General features: G+C 51.1%; 15 protein-coding genes. 14 read left to right on the top strand and 1 reads right to left on the bottom strand.

Features of this window, described 5'->3' with window-relative positions; all coding sequences use genetic code 11:
* From HJV72_RS16090 to HJV72_RS16075, 4 genes are all read left to right on the top strand, one after another.
* The gene (locus HJV72_RS16090) at nt 1–993 is read left to right on the top strand and encodes a substrate-binding domain-containing protein (RefSeq protein ID WP_208072500.1); all 993 of its coding nucleotides are present in this window, start codon (nt 1–3) and stop codon (nt 991–993) included.
* A 167-nt stretch (nt 994–1,160) separates the two neighbouring features.
* On the top strand, nt 1,161–2,204 hold the full coding sequence (locus tag HJV72_RS16085; protein WP_208072498.1) for an NAD(P)-dependent alcohol dehydrogenase: 1,044 nt from the start codon (nt 1,161–1,163) through the stop codon (nt 2,202–2,204).
* A gap of 14 nt (nt 2,205–2,218) precedes the next feature.
* Nucleotides 2,219–3,997: a dihydroxyacetone kinase subunit DhaL gene (gene dhaL / locus HJV72_RS16080; protein ID WP_208072496.1), complete on the top strand. Its 1,779-nt coding sequence runs from the start codon at nt 2,219–2,221 to the stop codon at nt 3,995–3,997.
* 173 nt (nt 3,998–4,170) lie between these two features.
* Nucleotides 4,171–4,866: a flavodoxin family protein gene (locus HJV72_RS16075; protein ID WP_243765677.1), complete on the top strand. Its 696-nt coding sequence runs from the start codon at nt 4,171–4,173 to the stop codon at nt 4,864–4,866.
* Here the strand turns inward: HJV72_RS16075 and HJV72_RS16070 are convergent.
* On the bottom strand, nt 4,820–5,728 hold the full coding sequence (locus HJV72_RS16070; RefSeq protein ID WP_208072492.1) for a LysR family transcriptional regulator: 909 nt from the start codon (nt 5,726–5,728) through the stop codon (nt 4,820–4,822). The two genes, HJV72_RS16075 and HJV72_RS16070, sit on opposite strands and share 47 nt — an antisense overlap.
* Before the next feature lie 191 nt (nt 5,729–5,919).
* Between HJV72_RS16070 and HJV72_RS16065 the strand changes: the two genes are divergently transcribed.
* The 10 genes from HJV72_RS16065 (at nt 5,920) to HJV72_RS16020 (ending at nt 17,040) form a co-directional block, all read left to right on the top strand.
* Nucleotides 5,920–7,575, top strand: coding sequence for an ABC transporter substrate-binding protein (locus HJV72_RS16065; protein ID WP_208072490.1), 1,656 nt, complete (start codon nt 5,920–5,922; stop codon nt 7,573–7,575).
* Nucleotides 7,576–7,609: 34 nt separating this feature from the next.
* Nucleotides 7,610–8,632, top strand: a complete 1,023-nt coding sequence (locus HJV72_RS16060) for an ABC transporter permease (protein WP_208072488.1) — start codon at nt 7,610–7,612, stop codon at nt 8,630–8,632.
* Nucleotides 8,633–8,644: 12 nt separating this feature from the next.
* Nucleotides 8,645–9,508: an ABC transporter permease gene (locus HJV72_RS16055; RefSeq protein ID WP_208072486.1), complete on the top strand. Its 864-nt coding sequence runs from the start codon at nt 8,645–8,647 to the stop codon at nt 9,506–9,508.
* Nucleotides 9,509–10,522: an ABC transporter ATP-binding protein gene (locus HJV72_RS16050; RefSeq protein ID WP_208072484.1), complete on the top strand. Its 1,014-nt coding sequence runs from the start codon at nt 9,509–9,511 to the stop codon at nt 10,520–10,522.
* Nucleotides 10,504–11,502, top strand: a complete 999-nt coding sequence (locus tag HJV72_RS16045) for an ABC transporter ATP-binding protein (protein ID WP_208072482.1) — start codon at nt 10,504–10,506, stop codon at nt 11,500–11,502. Before HJV72_RS16050 ends, HJV72_RS16045 begins: the two co-directional genes overlap by 19 nt.
* Nucleotides 11,499–12,548, top strand: coding sequence for an aminopeptidase (locus HJV72_RS16040; protein ID WP_208072480.1), 1,050 nt, complete (start codon nt 11,499–11,501; stop codon nt 12,546–12,548). Before HJV72_RS16045 ends, HJV72_RS16040 begins: the two co-directional genes overlap by 4 nt.
* A gap of 4 nt (nt 12,549–12,552) precedes the next feature.
* Complete coding sequence (locus HJV72_RS16035) at nt 12,553–13,599, top strand: aminopeptidase (protein WP_208072478.1); 1,047 nt, start codon at nt 12,553–12,555, stop codon at nt 13,597–13,599.
* Between the two features lie 15 nt (nt 13,600–13,614).
* Complete coding sequence (gene pepV, locus HJV72_RS16030) at nt 13,615–15,042, top strand: dipeptidase PepV (RefSeq protein ID WP_208072476.1); 1,428 nt, start codon at nt 13,615–13,617, stop codon at nt 15,040–15,042.
* Nucleotides 15,043–15,076: 34 nt separating this feature from the next.
* Nucleotides 15,077–15,898: a carbon-nitrogen hydrolase family protein gene (locus HJV72_RS16025; protein WP_330619017.1), complete on the top strand. Its 822-nt coding sequence runs from the start codon at nt 15,077–15,079 to the stop codon at nt 15,896–15,898.
* Nucleotides 15,899–15,972: 74 nt separating this feature from the next.
* Nucleotides 15,973–17,040, top strand: a complete 1,068-nt coding sequence (locus HJV72_RS16020) for a hypothetical protein (RefSeq protein WP_066580262.1) — start codon at nt 15,973–15,975, stop codon at nt 17,038–17,040.
* Nucleotides 17,041–17,045 lie beyond the last annotated feature (5 nt).

Genomic DNA, 17,045 nt, shown 5'->3' with positions numbered 1-17,045 from the left:
ATGAAAAAAAGAATATTATCTATGTTACTCGTAGCGGCCATGGCTGCCAGCCTGCTGCTTGGATGCAGCTCAGGGACAGAAGACAGCGACGGCAAGGGGGATGACAAGAAGGCGTCAAAGAAGGATGGAGGGTATACGATTGGCTGCACGGTCTATTACATGACCGAGTTCGTAACTCTTATGACAGAAGGCATGGAGAAAAAAGCAGAGGAGCTTGGCTGTGACCTTGTTATGCTGGACGCGCAGCAGGATGCACAGAACCAGATTACGCAGATTGAGAACCTGATAGCCCAGAAGGTGGATGTCATCATCGTGGCGGCAGTAGACTCGGACGCGATACTTCCGGCTATCGAGATGTGTGACGACGCGGGAATTCCGCTTGTCGGCGTGAACATGCTGTTCAACACAGAAGAGCCTTACCATTATGTAGGACCTGACGATGTGCTGGCGGGAGAGCTCGAGATGCAGAATGCCATAGATGAGATCGGCGGAGAAGGCAATGTCGTCATCCTGGAGGGGCCAATCGGACAGTCTGCTCAGATACAGCGTCTGGAAGGGAACCAGAACATACTTGACAAGTACGAAGGCAAGATCAATGTGCTTGCCGACCAGACGGCAAACTGGAGCCGCGAGGAGGCGCTTACGCTCGTAGAGAACTGGCTGGAGACATTCAGCGGCAAGATTGACGCCATCGTGGCCCACAACGACGAGATGGCCCTCGGCGCGATTCAGGCCCTGGAGGCAGCAGGCCTGACGGATGAGATAGTCGTAACGGGTGTAGACGCGATTCTGGACGGCTGCAACGCGGTCAAGGACGGTACGCTTCTCGGAACCGTATATCAGGATGCTGGGCTGGAAGGAAGCGAAGCAGTACAGAAGGCATATGACGTGCTGGAAGGAAAAGTGACAGAAAAAGAATTATCATATATAGATATGAAATGGATTACAAAGGAAAACGTAGACGAGCTGCTGGATACGATCTATGCTAAATAGAGCCGGATACATCATCCGAGGATAAAACGCAATAAGCCCTGAGAAAAATTATAAGTGGTTGGGTAAGTCCCAACCACATAAAAAATAAGAAATTGTTAAAAAAATATCAGACATTTCGATTTTACTGGCTAATATATAAAGAATGATAGAAAAGAGGTATACATATTATGGAAGGAAAAATGAAGGTTGCAGTGATGACAGGGGCAAGGCAGATGGAGTGGACGCAAAGGGACATTCCCAAACCGGGGAAAGGTGAGCTTCTCGTCAAGCTGGAGTACGTAGGAGTGTGTGGTTCTGACCTGCATTTTTATGAGGCCGGGAGGCTTGGAAACTGGGTACCGGACGGCCCTCTTGTGCTCGGCCATGAGCCGGGAGGGATTGTAGAGGAGGTCGGCCCTGACGTGACGGGATTTGAAAAGGGCGACCGGATAGCCATAGAACCGGGCGTCCCATGCGGTTCCTGTGACATGTGCAGGAAGGGGCTGTATAACCTCTGCCCTGATATGTCCTTCATGGCGATACCGAACGAGAGGGACGGGGTATTCTCCGAATACTGCGTCCATCCGGCCAATATGTGTTTCAAGCTGCCGGATAATGTAGACACGATGGAAGGGGCGCTGATAGAGCCGCTGGCTGTCGGCTTCCACGCCGCCAAGGTCGCAGAGGCCGAGATTGGGCAGAGCGCTGTCGTACTTGGCTGCGGCTGTATCGGGCTTGTGACGATTATGGTGCTAAGGGCAAGAGGAATAGAAGAGATCTATGCGGTAGACATGATCGACAAGCGTCTGGAAAAGGCCAGGGAAGTCGGCGCGAAAGAGGCATTCAACGCAAAAGATGTCAATATCGAAGAATTTGTCAAGACACTTCCGGGAGGGGGAGTGGACATCGTCTTTGAGACGGCAGGCGCAGAGTTTACGACGCGGCAGTCTGCGAAGCTGATTAAGAACGGAGGCCGGGTCGTGCTTGTGGGCATGTGCGCGGAACCTGAGATTGTCGTGGATATCGGCAGCCTGAGCGCGAAAGAAGGTGACCTGAAGACGATATTCCGTTACCGGAACCTGTATCCGACAGCGATAAAAGCGGTGAGCGAAGGTACGATTCCGCTGAAGTCCATCGTCTCTCACGTCTTTGAATTCCAGGATGTGATCGAGGGGGTTGCCTATAACGTAGATAACAAGGCAGATGTCATAAAGGCAGTTGTGAAATACTAGAACGGGGGAAAAGTATGAGGAAAATAATCAATGACGCGGACCATGTCGTTTCGGAGATGATGGAAGGATTCGTCGGAGCTTACAGCAGGTACTTTCGGAAGCATCCCGAGGTGAATGCCATTTTGTCCAGACAGAGGCGGAAGGATAAGGTGGCTCTTGTCATCGGCGGAGGAAGCGGACATGAGCCGATGTTCGGAGGCTTTGTCGGGAAAGGGCTCGCGGATGCGGCCGCCTGTGGCAATATCTTTGCCTCGCCTGACCCGAATACGATATACGAGGCGGCGAAAGCGGTGGATAACGGAAAAGGAGTGCTCTTCGTGTATGGCTGCTATGCAGGGGATAACCTGAACTTTGACATGGGCGAAGAATTTCTCAGGGACGATGGCATCTGGACTGCCCACGTCCGCGTACAGGACGACGTGGCAAGCGCGCCAAAGGAACGTATGGATGACCGCAGGGGAATCGCAGGTGACGTATTTGTAGTCAAAATCGCGGGCGCGGCATGCGACGCGGGTCTCAGCCTGGAGGAAGTGACACGAATTACCGAAAAGGCGAGAGATAATACGCGGACCGTGGGGGTTGCCACAGCCCCGGCTCAGCTCCCGGGAGTAGATAAGCCGATCTTCGAGCTGGGCGAGGACGAGATAGAATACGGTATGGGGCTGCATGGAGAACGGGGAGTGCTCCGTACGCTCTGGCAGCCCGCTGATGTGCTTGCGGCAAAGATGTACGCACAGATAATGGAAGATGCGGACCTGCAGGCAGGCGATGAGATATGCGTGCTCGTGAACGGGCTTGGCTCTACGACAATCACAGAACTGGCAATCGTCTACCGCAAGATAAAAGAGCTGCTCGATAACGACGGCATCAAGGTATATGACGCAGATTTGAACAACTACTGCACGAGCCAGGAGATGGGAGGCTTTTCTGTCACCTTTTTCCAGCTTGACGAGGAGCTGAAAGGCTATTATGACAGCCCTTGCTACTGTCCGTACTATGCCAAAGGAGAACTGGCGGGTAGAAGCTGCAGGCCGGACGAAGAAGAGGAAACCGCCGGTAAGGCAGAAAACAGGGGGTCCAAGGAAGAGGATAGAAGGGATAAAGCAGCCGCGGCCGGGAAGGCTGCTGTTGTGGAGCCTGAGGCAAGACAGAGAGGTGTACTGGCAGAACTGAGTGCACAAGACGCCAGGAGAATGCTCATCTATATAGCAGACAAGATTATCGAGAAGAAGCCGTATCTCACGGAGATAGACAGCGCCATCGGCGACGGAGACCATGGCATCGGCATGGCCGGAGGCATGAATAAGGCAAAAGAAAAGCTGGAGCAGATGGCAGGCGAAGAGAATGCCTATGCCGTGTTCGAGGCTGCCGGTAAGGCAATGCTCATGTCCATGGGCGGCGCCTCAGGCGTCATCTTCGGAAGCCTGTACCTGGCGGGAGCAAAAGGAATGGAACCCAAGCCGGTTATAACAGCAAAAGATTTGGCCCGGATGGAGCAGAAGAGCCTGCTTGCCATCCAGGAGAGAGGGAAGGCTGAAGTAGGAGACAAGACGATGGTAGATGCCCTGGCCCCGGCTGTAGACGCAATGAAAGCCAGCTGCAACGAAGGACTCCTGCCCATGCTGAGAGCGGCAGAAGCCGCCGCATTACAGGGCGTGGAAGATACGAAGAAATATGTAGCAAAGTTCGGAAGGGCCAAGTCGCTCATGGAACGGGCGGTCGGCTACCAGGATGCAGGGGCAACCTCAGTGTGGCTCATCTTCCAGGGGATGCGAGAATACGTAGAAGGATAAGCAAATTGGGGACGGGGGAAATCTAGAAAACCTCCGTCCCCAATTCATTTTGGGGTGTCCCAAATTCGTTTTGCCCTGTCCCCTTATTGAATTATCTGAATTCTAATGTTAGAATGTATCACAAACCAAAGGTGACGCAGTTTTGCTCGGAGCATGGGAAGGAGAAGGCGGATATGATGTTTTATGTGTTGAATGGGAGTCCCAGAAAGAACCATAATACGGCAAAGATTTTGAACTCTGCAATGGAAGGAATTAGAAGCATCCTTCCCGATGCAGAGTTCAAATGGATTCATGTCTATGATTTTGCCTACAGTGGATGTGTCAGCTGCTATGGCTGTAAGCGTATTGGGGGAACGTATTATGGGAGATGTGCAAAGCGAGATTCGATTAGCGGGCTTCTGGAGGATATCTCCCAGGGGGACGGCCTGCTGATTGGAAGTCCGGTCTTCTTCCACGACCTTCCGGGGCAGTTACGGGCCTTTCTGGAGCGTCTATTGTACCCATATCTCGTCTATGGTCAAGCGTACACTTCGATAGCGCCGAAACGTTTCCCTGTCGCCTTTTTCTATACGATGAACGCGACGGAAGAAAAGATGAAGCAGATGCATTATCCGATAAAGCTGTCTGCGATGGAAGAATATACGGAAATTGTCTTTTCCAGGCCTGAAATCTTCTATTGTTATGACACATGCCAGTTTGACGATTATCAGTTATACAAGGCAGACCGGTTTTCGGAAAAGGAAAAATTACGTATAAGAAGGGAGCAATTTCCAAAGGACTGCCTGAGAGCCGCTGCACTTGGAAAAAAGATTGCACAAAACGCTATATGTCAGAATCCCACTGCTTTAGAAAGTCCTGACAGAACTTGATGAAATCGGTCTGTTCAGGATAAAAATAACTGTTATGTATAGAAATCAGGTTATACGAATGATATTCATAATAGTCCCTGATATAAATCTGCCGTATAGAACCTTCTTTCAATTCCCTTGCCACGGCACTTTTATATAAGAAAGATATTCCGGTATTCTGAATCAGCAGCTGCTTTACGGTGGTGAGACTGTTGCTGATCTCGATGCGATGTGAAAAGCGCATAGAGGATATGTTGTTATCCCGGAATATCTGTTCCAGCCTGTTCCGCGACGGAGTCTTATCGACACCGAGTATGAGGGTGCTGTTATAAAGGTCCTGGATAGATACCCTCTTTTCCGCAAGTGGATGTACCGGCGAGCAGGCGCAGATTGTACTGCTGCTGCACAGCTCATAATAGTCATGCTCTGATTTGGAGACGATGCCATCCATCAAAAAAAAGTCCAGCTCTCCTTCGTTTAACATTCTAGAGAGGGCGTCATAATTATCGGTTACAACCCGAATCTTATAATCCGGATATTTTTCCATAAACGCAATAATCAGATAAGGTAAAAAAGACTCGCCTGCAGACTGCTCTGCCCCGAGGCGAAGCTCCTTTGTAGAGGAAGACAGAAGAGACAGATGCTCCCGGATCCGTTCGGAATCCGAATGGACGGAATTCGCGTACTGGTACAGAGTGCGTCCGGTAGGGGTCAGGACAAATCTACGGTTCGTGTAAGTATAGAGCTTTGTCCGGTAATAACCTTCCAGATATTTGATATGGTGAGAAACGGCAGGCTGCGTGATATGCAGCTTTTCGGCCGTTTTTGTAAAACTTTTCGTCTGGCAGAGCGTCAAAAAAGTGACCAGCCTTGTATCTAACATATAGAAGCCCCCTAACTATTATCTGTAGTAATAGATAAATTATAAATTAGAATTTTATTATAAGCAAAAAGGCTGATATAATCAATAGTAAATCAATAGAATCAGAAAAAATGCCATTTATTTTCAAATATAAAGATAAAACGGCCATTATTTCTGAGAGTTTAATCAACATCCATAAAGGAGGGTAATGTATGAAGAAAATGATTTCTAGTTTACTGTGTGTTGTTATGGCAGCCGCTCTGTTCGCCGGATGCGGTAAATCGTCGTCTGAGCAGAAAGAGTCCGGGGATACGCCATCTGTCGGGGATACAGCCAATGATGGCGATAATATCGTCAGATATACGCTGACCTCTACGCCGCAGATCGACCCGGGCGTCGGTTCGGATCTTGGAGCTGCGACGGTATTGATCAATCTATATGATCCGCTCGTGCAGCCTCAGAAGGACGGGAGTACAGAGCCGTGGATTGCGACAGAATGGGAAGTGTCCGAGGACGGTAAGACGTGGACATTCAAGCTTCGTGATGATGTGAAGTTCCACAGCGGCAATCCACTGACGGCGGCGGATGTCGTATATTCGATGCAGAGGAATCTGGACATGGGCGAAGGATTTGGCTATCTGTTCAGTTCTGTTGTCGAGGAAGCAAAGGCAATTGATGACACGACGGTTCAATTTATCTGCAGCAAACCTACCGGAACGCTTCTTGCCACATTAGTAAGGCTCTACATACTGGACAGCAAGCTCGTGGAAGAAAACTATGCAGACGGAGATTACGGGGACAAGGGTGATTATGGCAAGGCGTTCCTTTTGGAAAATGATGCGGGAAGCGGACCGTACAAGGTAAAAGAATATGCGGCCAACTCCCATGTGCTCTGTGAGAAAAACAAAGACTACTGGGCAGGGCTGGATGAGAATACACCGGAAGAATTCAAGGCGATCGGCTCCAATGAAGCCGTTACAGTCAAGACCATGCTGGAGAGAAAAGAGTTGGAGCTGTCCGATGAGTATCAGACTTCTGAGACCATTGACGCCCTTGGTAAAGTGGATGGCATCAGCATCATGGAAAATACCCAGGGAGATATCATATATCTGCTTCTGAATAACCAGAAAGCCCCGACGGACGATGAACACGTACGGAAGGCGCTGGCTTATATGCTTGATTATGATGCGGTCTGTAAGGACGTATACCCGAACTCCGTCAAGGCAGAAAGCATTATTTCCAAAAATGTGCTCGGTTATAAGAAGATGAGCGATTACAGCTTTAATATCGAAAAGGCAAAGGAAGAAATCCAAAAGTCTAAATATGCGGATAACATCCAGGACTATCCGATTGAGGTCTGCTGGGTGGCGGAGACGCCGGACCGCGAGAAGCTGGCTCTTTTGATACAGTCGGCGGCACAGCAGATTGGCGTGAATGTCAAAGTCGTCAAAACACCTTGGGCAAGCGTCGTAGAGAGTTCTTCGTCACCGGAGACCACACCTAACGTAACGACCACATGGTTTTCAGCCGATTACCCGGAGGCAGGGTCAGTCTTCGAGTCCGCGCTTCACTCCAAGACTTCGGGAACATGGAAGAACTGCTGCTGGATTGAGGATGCGACGCTGGACGGCATGATTGATGATGCGATGACGACAGTCAACCAGGAGGAACGGGTTGCAAAATACGAGGGCATACAGGATTATCTTGCTGATAAATGTGTCATGATACCGATTGCAGAAGTCACGTTACGCTTTGCCTACCGTTCCGATTACGTAGATTATGATGCTGCAGACCCTGAAAACCTGGTTCCGGTTATGGGATATATCAACTATATGCCAAATATCAAGATATATCCGGACAAGAAGTAGAACAGCATAACGGGAAAGAGAGGAGGATAAGATCATGTCACTCCTGAAGAGTATATTGAAACGATTGCTTAGCTCGCTCGTTGTTTTACTGGGGCTGACAATTATTATATTTGTTCTTATGCGGATTGTACCGGGCGACCCGGCCCGGCTTGCATTGGGAGCAAATGTATCTGAGGAAGTGCTGGAGAACTATCGGGAGGTGAACCACCTGAACGAGCCTCTGCCCGCCCAGTATGGATACTGGCTGACAGGAGCGCTGCGCGGAGACTTTGGAACGTCAGCAGTTACAAAGCGTGCGGTCATACAGGATATCAAGGACTTTGCCCCTGCGACCATCGAGCTCGTCTTGTGGGCCGGATTCCCATCTATCCTGGTGGCGCTGTATCTGGGCGTTACAAGTGCCCAGCATAAGAATAAATGGCAGGATTACCTGTGCAGATTTTCCGGGTACATATTTGTGGCAACGCCGACCTTTGTATTTGCAGTCATGTTCGTGCTCATATTCGGGTACTGGATACCTGTTATGCCTACGATAGGGGGGCGCTTAAGCCCCTCCTTCACCATACCGGATATTACGGGCCTGTACGTTCTGGATGCCTTGTTAGGCGGAAAGCCGGCGGCAGCGTGGGATGCATTTTTACATCTTTTGTTCCCCGCACTGGCACTGGCTCTTGGAAAGACGATGCAGGAGGCCAGGATTACGAGATCCAGCATGCTGCAGAATGCGGATAAAGACTATATCACTATGGTCACTTCCCAGGGTGTCCCGCAGTCGGTGGTTAACAGAAGATTCCTGCTGAAGCCGTCCGTAATACCCACGATTACCGTAATAGGCATGGACATCGCGGCCATGTTCGGCAATGCATTCCTCGTAGAGCGTATCTTCAACTGGCCGGGGCTGTCCAGCTATGGGATGACAGCGATATTAAACAAAGATACCAATGCAGTCTGCGCCGTCGTCCTGATCATCGGACTTGCATTTGCACTGACGAGTATCGCCGTAGACATCGTGGCCATGATACTGGACCCGAGAATGCGGCAGAAGCGGACAAGATAGGAGGTGGTGTAAATGAAAGCAGAACGTAAAGAAACATGGATTCAAAACTGGTATAAGTTCGCAGCCGGTAAAGTATCGGTACTGGGGCTGGCAATCGTGCTGCTCATAGTATTGCTTGCAATCTTTGCACCAGTGATTGCTCCGTATCCAGAAGATGCGGGGCCGGTTGTGAAGTTTGAAGAAAGTTCGAAGCCGCCGAGTGCCGGGCATCTTATGGGTACGGACACGATGGGGCGGGATGTCTTTTCCAGGCTGCTCATCAGCCTCAGAAGCAGCCTCCTCATGGGCGTCCTCGTGCTGGCGATTGCAGTACCTGTAGGCTTTGTCGTAGGCGTGCTGGCCGGTTACTTTAAAGATACGTGGATAGAGACGATACTGATGCGGATCGTAGACATCTTCCTGTCGGTGCCGGCGCTGGTACTGGCACTTGCGATTGCTGCAATCCTGGAACCGAATCTTAAGAATTCGATGATAGCAATTACGATCATGTGGTGGCCCTGGTATGCAAGGCTTTCCTTTGGAGTGGCTTCTTCTCTGAGGACGGAAAACTACATCGTATATGCGGAACTGACAGGTGCGAAGCTAAGCCACATTGTATTGAAAGAGTTCCTGCCTAACACCTTTGATCAGATTCTGACAAAGATGACGCTCGATATGGGATATGTCATATGCATGGGCGCGACATTAAGCTTTGTGGGACTTGGAGAACAGCCGCCGACACCGGCCCTTGGCAATATGATCAATGATGGTGTCAAATTTCTGCCGGATATGTGGTGGCTTGCGGTATTCCCGGCGGTGGCGATCATTGTCATCGTGTTAGGATTCAACCTTCTGGGAGATGGTGTCGGGAATATCTTTAACGTGGAGGGCAAATAGATGGAAGAAAAGACGAACGTACTGGAAGTCAGAGATTTGTCCGTATCCTATACTGTTGCAAATGTAAAAACCCACGTATTGGATGGGGTATCGTTCAGCGTGGAAAAAGGAAAAAGTGTCGGGATTGTCGGCGAATCCGGGTGTGGAAAGACGACGACGCTGCGGGCGATATTGAACGTGCTGCCATCCAATGGAACGATGGAAAGCGGAGAGATTCTCTATGATGGGAAGAACATACTCCAGATGTCCAAAGATGAACTGCAGGAATACAGGCAGAAGGGCGCCGGAATGATATTCCAGGATCCGTCAAGCGCCCTGAACCCGGTTATATCCATTAAGAATCAGTTTCTGGAAGCATTGAAGTATGCGCACAATGAGCATAAGGGTAAGAAGCTTACGAAAGCAGAGCTTCTTGAGAAGGCGGCAAAATCGCTGGAGACAGTTTCGCTGGCAGATCCGGACCGTATACTTAACAGCTATCCGTTTCAACTGTCCGGGGGTATGCGCCAGAGAGTCTGCATCGCCATGACAATGGCGGCGGAAAGGCAGCTTTTGCTGGCGGATGAGCCGGGAACCGCTCTGGATGTGACGATACAGGATCAGATCTTAAGGCTGATCAAGCGCCTCGTAGAGTCGGGAGAGCTGTCGGTCGTAATGGTAACCCACTCCCTTGGCGTGATCAGGCAGGTAACAACGACAGTCAATATCATGTATGCCGGTACCATCGTGGAGGGCGGCGAGACAAAGCAGGTGTTTGAAAACCCGCAGCATCCCTATACGCAGGCACTGATAGACTGTCTGCCTAAGCTTACCGGCAGCGGCATTGCGAAAGGGATTCCCGGGCGGATACCAGATTACAGCAATCCGCCGAAAGGCTGCCGTTTTGCCCCCCGGTGCCCCTATGCTGTTGAAAAGTGCATGAATGAAAAACCAGTAAGACATGAAATCAGCGCGGCACACTGGGTGGCATGCTTTCAGGCGGAGGAGGGTCAATCATGTCAGAAAAAATATTAGAGATAAAAGATTTGAAAAAATATTTTCCTCTTGGGAACGGGCAGACGGTAAAGGCTGTCGACGGTGTCAGCATGGACCTGTATAAAGGGGAGACCCTCGGCCTCGTGGGTGAGTCGGGCTGTGGAAAAAGCACCATCGCCTATACGGTGGTCGGAATGTACGGCGCTACGGAAGGAGAAGTACGCTATAAGGGGACGGACCTTGTAAAAAAGGGGTATAAGCGGACGCTACGGCAAAAAGGAGAGATCCAGATCGTATTTCAGGATCCGGGCTCCTCGCTAAATTCCCGCAGGACCATTGAAAAAAGCATGCAGGTACCGCTGGACATCCATGACAAGATGTCAAAGGAAAAGAAAGTGGAACGGATTGAAAGCCTCCTGGAAGAGGTGGGGCTTCCGCGGGAATATAAAAATAAGATGCCCCGCAATATCGGTGGTGGAGAGAGGCAGCTCGTGTCCGTTGCAAGAGCACTGGCCACCAATCCGGAACTGATTATCCTGGATGAACCTACATCTGCTCTGGACGTATCGGTACAGGCCAAGGTAATCAATACGCTGATTGAGCTGCAGAAGGAGCTGGAGCTATCGTATCTATTTATCACCCATGACCTGAGCCTGATGCGTAATGTGGCGACCCGCGTAGCAATCCTGTATCTGGGCAGGCTCTGTGAACTTGCTCCGACGAAGGAATTCTTTGACGCGCCGCTGCATCCCTATACGCAGATGCTCTTGTCTTCCATTCCGGTTGCGACGGAGGAAGAGGAGGCCATGAAGCCGGAGCAGATAACTTCGCAGGGAGAGATTCCGTCACCGGTCAATGCTCCAAAGGGGTGTACCTTTCACACCAGATGTCGTGACTGTATGGATATCTGCAAGAAAGAGGCACCGATAATGACTGAGATTGGACCAGAGCATTATGTATGCTGTCATAAGTTTGCGAAACAGGACGTGGCTGAACATAAGGAGGCGGAGAAAGAGTGATAGGACGTGAGTTGCAATTTGCCGCTGAAGTGCTGGTCAAAGACCTGCTTCAGACGCAAAAGGGAGAGACAGTTGCGATTACTGCAGATACGGCTGCAGATGTATCTGTCATCGAGGCGGTCGGACGTGCCGCAGCCATGGCAGGAGCGAAGCCGTGCGTTGTCCTGATACCGGTTCCGGCGGGAGTAAGCCTTGCGGCGGATAAGGATATCCAGGTTGAGGGCCTGAGCGGTCTGCTTGCCCATACAGACATCTGGATTGAGCTGAATGTGAAATGGCTCTTATATTCCACTCCTTTCTACAACGCGAAAAAAGCGAATCCAAAGCTTCGGCACATGTGCCTGACCGGAACGACCGCAGATACGCTGATCCGCTGCGTTGGCAATGTCAATTATCCGGCTATGCGGGAGTTTACAGTCATGCTGCGGGATAAGATTGCCCATGCAGAGAAGGTACGGATGGTGTCTCCAAAGGGGGATGTCCTTTCCTTTGAAAATGTACCAGGCAGGCCCATATCATGCAAGCTTGGAGATGCCGGCGTTCCGGGGACTCATTTGTATATGGGGCAGATTGGATGGACGCCGGAGATTGAGAGCGTGAATGGCGTCATCTGCCTGGACGGTTCCGTGGCGCCGGACATCGGTGTGATTACGACGCCGGTAAAAATTAGTGTGGAACATGGCTGCATCCGTTCCATTACCGGAGGAGAAGAGGCGAAAAAGTATGAAGCGTGGCTGAAAAGCTTTGAACATCCACAGATGCTTCGGGTGTCGCACGCAGGTATCGGCTTCCACCCGGGGGCAGAAGTAATAGGCGATATTCTGCTGGACCAGCGGGTATGGGGGTCTACCACGTGGGGATTTGGAAGCATCGGTGCCGGCATGCTGCCGCCGGAAGGCGTGTATGCACCGTCCCACTCAGATGCAGTTTCCTTACATACAGATATCTATCTGGACGATAAGCCGTTGTGGATGCATGGAACGCTCATAGATGAGGAACTGAAGACTCTGTCAGGCAGACTGACATGTGCAGGACAGGAGGTATGATAACATGGGAGACTTTCTATATGAATATGAAATAGGCAAGGCCGCAGATGTCATCGTAAAGGAGCTTTTTAAGGTGAAGCCCGGTGAAAACTTTGTGATTACGGCAGACACGAAGAGTGACGAACGTGTCGTGAATGCTACCGCCCGGGCCGTGTATGCAGCAGGGGCAAAACCGATGGTCATCTGGACGGCGACTCCGCCGGGACCGGGGAAGCAAGTGGATGGTTTTCTGCCGTCTGCCCCGATTAAAGCAGCGCTTCTGGAAGCGGATTGCTGGATAGAGTACAATGCGATGTATTTCTTATATTCCAGCACGTATGAGGAAGTGGCGCATACGAATAAGAAGCTGCGGTTCTTATGCCTGCCGGGGATGTATGTGGATGTGTTTATCCGTTTATTTGCCAATACGGATCACGGGGCGCTGCGGGACCTTCTGCACGCGGTACGGGATAAGATACGCGCGGCAAAGCATGTAAGGCTTACCAGCACCGCAGGTGAAGACATATCATTTGATAACCATCCGGATTACCCTATCAATGCACGGGACGGATATGCGGACGAACCGGGCACCCATATGCTGGCAGGCATGATCTCATGGACGCCGGATCTCGATACGGTGAACGGCGTCATCGCCATAGACGGTTCCCTGGTGCCACAGTTCGGGGTGCTGAGCGAACCGGTGAAGATCTATATGAAGGACGGTGTGATCGATCACGTGGAAGGCGGCGCCACTGCCAGGCAGTGGGAGAAATATATGAGGGACTTCCATCATCCGCAGATGCTGAGGCCCGCACATGTCTGTGTCGGTTTCCATCCAAACGCAAAACTGACCGGGCAGCTTGGTGAAGATGAGCGGATCTTCGGGGGCTCCCAGTGGGGCTTTGGGGCAATCGGAAGTTTCCTCATGCCGCCGGACGGGATTCCGGCGCCTTCCCATATCGACGCCACCTGCCTGAGCGTATCCATCTATCTGGATGGAACTGCAATCACCATGGACGGGAAAATCGTCGATGATGAGCTGAAAGAATATGCCGCCAGACTGGGCAAGTGAGAAAGAGGGGGTACCGTGGAGCACATATTAAATAACCTGATAGACGAATATCAGAAAGAGATTGTGAAGACGACACAAAGGCTCATCGCACATCCGAGCCTCTATGAGGAAGGAAGCGAGGGAGCGCCGTTTGGAGCGCCCATTGAAGCTGCGCTTGAAGAAGTGCTGAAAGTGGCGGAGGAGCTTGGCTTCGATACGAAGAACCATGAAGGTTATGCAGGCACGGTCAGATGGGGACAGGGAGGGAAGCAGATTGGCATACTGACCCATATCGATGTGGTGCCGCCCGGGGACGGATGGTCCTATCCTCCTTTCGAAGGGACCATTGACAACGGCAGACTGTATGGGAGAGGTTCCCTGGACGATAAGGGACCTATGGTGGCCGCTCTTTTTGCGATGAAGGTGGTAAAAGAAAGCGGGCTTCCGGTTAAGAACCATGTGTGCCATATCATCGGTACGGACGAAGAGAGTGGTTTTATGCGGGGCCTGAAATATTACCTGAAAAAGGAAGAAGCCCCCTGGGGAGGATTCTCTCCGGACGGGGAATTCCCGGTCATTCATGCAGAAAAGGGAATCCTCCGGTTTGACGTATCGGAAACGTGGAAGGAACCGGGCGAGGCCTCCGGCATGATTCTGAAGGAAGTCCGGGGCGGGACGAAGGTCAATGTGGTTCCGGGATATGCTTATGCAATGGTTGACGGGACAAATGAGGCAGGCGAGATACTGCATGAGGCAAGAGAAAGCTATGCAAAGAAGGACAAAATATCTATTACAGAGCTTATGTCCTGCCCGGAGCAGAAAAGGGGCTGGAAAATAGAAGCGAAGGGGCAGGGCGGACATTCCTCTCAGCCGTGGAACGGTGAAAATGCGATTCAGATATTGCTGGAATTCTTACGCTTGCTTCCGCTATATGAGGATGGGAAGAGCCGGTTTGCCGGAAAGATAGAAGAGCTATTTGGAGACGGCTACCGGGGGGAACGACTCGGTGTTGCATGTGAGGATAAGCTGTCCGGCATTCTGACACTGTCCCTTGGCATGCTGGAGGTGGGAGAAGGCTCCGGAAAGGCGACGGTAGAAATCCGTTATCCGATTCATGCCTCCAAGGAAGTGATTCTTAAGACGTTAAAGGTAGCCTGCGCACAGCAGAAGGTAGAGCTGGATATATATCAGGACAAAAAGCACATCTATATGCCTGTAAAAGCGCCCTTGATACAGACGCTCCTGCATGTATACCAGGAGTGTACCGACAGGGCGGAAGGGCCAGTCGTGATCGGCGGTGGCACCTACTGCAGGGCGGCAGAGAATTTTGCGGCTTATGGCCCTGTATTTCCAGGGCAGAGGGAGCTGGCACATGAGCCGGACGAATATATCAGCGTGGAGGACCTCATATTGTCTGCGAAGATCTACGCACAGGCGTTATATACACTCTTAAACATTTCCTGACAGGGAGAGGACGAAAAAGGAGTGAATGATATTGTTGAAAATAGGATTGGTGCAGCTGTCGGTCACGGAAGGCGAGATAGAGAAGAACCGCGCGCATATCAGAGAGCTTGCGTTAGCTTATGCAAAAAGGGAAGTGGATTTATTGTGCTTTCCGGAACTCTGTGTAAGCGGGTATGATTTTTCCAGGGCAGCAGATTCACAAGATGAGAACTTGTTTTTTTCTGCATTGGCAGAGGAATGCAATACTGCAATTCTGGCTGGCACCTGTGTGAAAGAGGGGCATGCGTATTATGATGTGGCTTGTATATGGGATGAGGCCGGAAAGCTCCTGGGAGAGTATAAAAAGATACATCTCTGGGATAAGGAGTGTGAGTTCTTCACACGTGGGGAGGAACTGATTCTGGTTCCTTACAGGGGCTGGAAGATCGGAATGCTCATATGTGCGGATATGCGATTCTTTGAGATATCCACGCCTCTGGCCAATATGGGGGCAGATATAATCGTCTATCCGAGTGCCTGGATAGATGGCTATAAGGAGCTGTTTCATCTTTGCGCGCGGATGCGGGCGGCGGAGAATCAGATTTATACAGCTGCCCTGAACCGTGCGTCCGGGGACGTAAGGTATTGCGGCGGCACGGCTGTAATGGGACCGGCAGGTGACGTGTTATGTGCGCTGGAAGATGACGCGGAAGGATATGTGGAGATGCTGCTGTCCAAACAGGAAATACGGGCCGCCAGGGACAGGCTGGAGTGGGACAGTCTCAAACTGCCCCAGATATACAAAAAATATGAAACTTATAAATATGCGGATAAGGATCTTGGAAATTATGGCCTTACGACAGTGAAGTCGCTGTAAAGCCGGTGCAAGGTCAGCCCCAGGCAGCGTTATCGCCCGTGGGGGTCCGCTTTGACGAAGCAGGAGGTTACAATATGGAGTGGAATCTTGGAGTGGAAATGCGCAATGAATATCGAAGGATGGAGCTTGCCAGAGCGGCGATGAAGCTGGTGCGGGATATCATGCTCTGCAAACCGGGAGAAAATCTTGTGATTACATATGATACGTGTGTAGATGAGAGAGTGGTCCATGCGCTGACAGAGGCGGCTTACACGATAGAGACAGTCCCTACGGTCGTCTATTATCCGACGGCTGAAGGATTTTATGCGGACCCTCCGCAGCCGGTAGCTGACGCTATCGCAGCAGCGGACGTATGGATTGAGCTGACCTATGCATCTATCATGCACGGGCCGGCTTACCGCAAGGCGGTGGATGAGAACGGCGCGCGCTATATCTGTGCGACGGGGCTGGATACGGAGATGTTAGTAAACTGTATCGGCAAAGTGAATGTGGATAAGGTGATTGAGCTTGGAGAATATTTCAAATACCGTCTGGAGAAGGCACAGGATATCCATCTGCTCTCCAAACAAGGCATGGACCTTCGAGGCAGCATGGGTGGGCGCAAGGTCCGCCACTCCGGAATCAAGGCAGCGGAGAAAGGGTATCCGGTCATGCTGACCGGTCAGACGAGCTGGTGTCCGGTAGAGGAGTCTATCGAAGGAAGGCTTGTATTTGACGGGGCCGTATTTCCGCCGGATACGCTCGGTGTCCTGAGAGAGACGATCTGCATCGACTTCAAAGAAGGGCGCGTCGTAGACGTGACAGGTGGTGCAGAGGCGGACATCTATAAGAACTGGCTGTATTCCTTCGACGATCCGAATATGCTGCGCCTCGCACACTACTCACAGGGATTTAATCCGGGAGTCAGGAAGGTGACGGGACGTATCGTGGAGGATGAAAGGGTGTTCGGCTGTATGGAATTTGGAATCGGCAGCCAGGGAATCAAGATTGGCGGTGCACACTGGAGCGCTGCTTCGCATTCAGATGGAACGGTTCTGCGCCCTACGATTATACTGGATGGTGAAAAGCTGGAGGAAGATGGCGTGTTTGTAGATCCTACTGCTAAGAAGCTCTGCGCGGAACTGGGAATCGCAGGATACTAGGATGC

Source organism: Extibacter sp. GGCC_0201, from assembly GCF_017566055.1.
Taxonomy (GTDB): Bacteria; Bacillota; Clostridia; order Lachnospirales; family Lachnospiraceae; genus Extibacter.
Note: the sequence above shows the minus strand (reverse complement) of the source record. Positions and strands in the feature narration are given on the sequence as shown.

What these genes read in the sequence shown, in the direction of transcription:
- HJV72_RS16065 (WP_208072490.1), top strand. Translation starts at nt 5,920, where the DNA reads ATGAAGAAAATGATTTCTAGTTTACTGTGTGTTGTTATGGCAGCCGCT.
- HJV72_RS16035 (WP_208072478.1), top strand. Translation starts at nt 12,553, where the DNA reads ATGGGAGACTTTCTATATGAATATGAAATAGGCAAGGCCGCAGATGTC.
- HJV72_RS16060 (WP_208072488.1), top strand. Translation starts at nt 7,610, where the DNA reads ATGTCACTCCTGAAGAGTATATTGAAACGATTGCTTAGCTCGCTCGTT.
- HJV72_RS16020 (WP_066580262.1), top strand. Translation starts at nt 15,973, where the DNA reads ATGGAGTGGAATCTTGGAGTGGAAATGCGCAATGAATATCGAAGGATG.
- HJV72_RS16055 (WP_208072486.1), top strand. Translation starts at nt 8,645, where the DNA reads ATGAAAGCAGAACGTAAAGAAACATGGATTCAAAACTGGTATAAGTTC.
- dhaL (WP_208072496.1), top strand. Translation starts at nt 2,219, where the DNA reads ATGAGGAAAATAATCAATGACGCGGACCATGTCGTTTCGGAGATGATG.
- HJV72_RS16090 (WP_208072500.1), top strand. Translation starts at nt 1, where the DNA reads ATGAAAAAAAGAATATTATCTATGTTACTCGTAGCGGCCATGGCTGCC.
- HJV72_RS16050 (WP_208072484.1), top strand. Translation starts at nt 9,509, where the DNA reads ATGGAAGAAAAGACGAACGTACTGGAAGTCAGAGATTTGTCCGTATCC.
- HJV72_RS16075 (WP_243765677.1), top strand. Translation starts at nt 4,171, where the DNA reads ATGATGTTTTATGTGTTGAATGGGAGTCCCAGAAAGAACCATAATACG.
- HJV72_RS16070 (WP_208072492.1), bottom strand. Translation starts at nt 5,728, where the DNA reads ATGTTAGATACAAGGCTGGTCACTTTTTTGACGCTCTGCCAGACGAAA.
- HJV72_RS16085 (WP_208072498.1), top strand. Translation starts at nt 1,161, where the DNA reads ATGGAAGGAAAAATGAAGGTTGCAGTGATGACAGGGGCAAGGCAGATG.
- HJV72_RS16045 (WP_208072482.1), top strand. Translation starts at nt 10,504, where the DNA reads ATGTCAGAAAAAATATTAGAGATAAAAGATTTGAAAAAATATTTTCCT.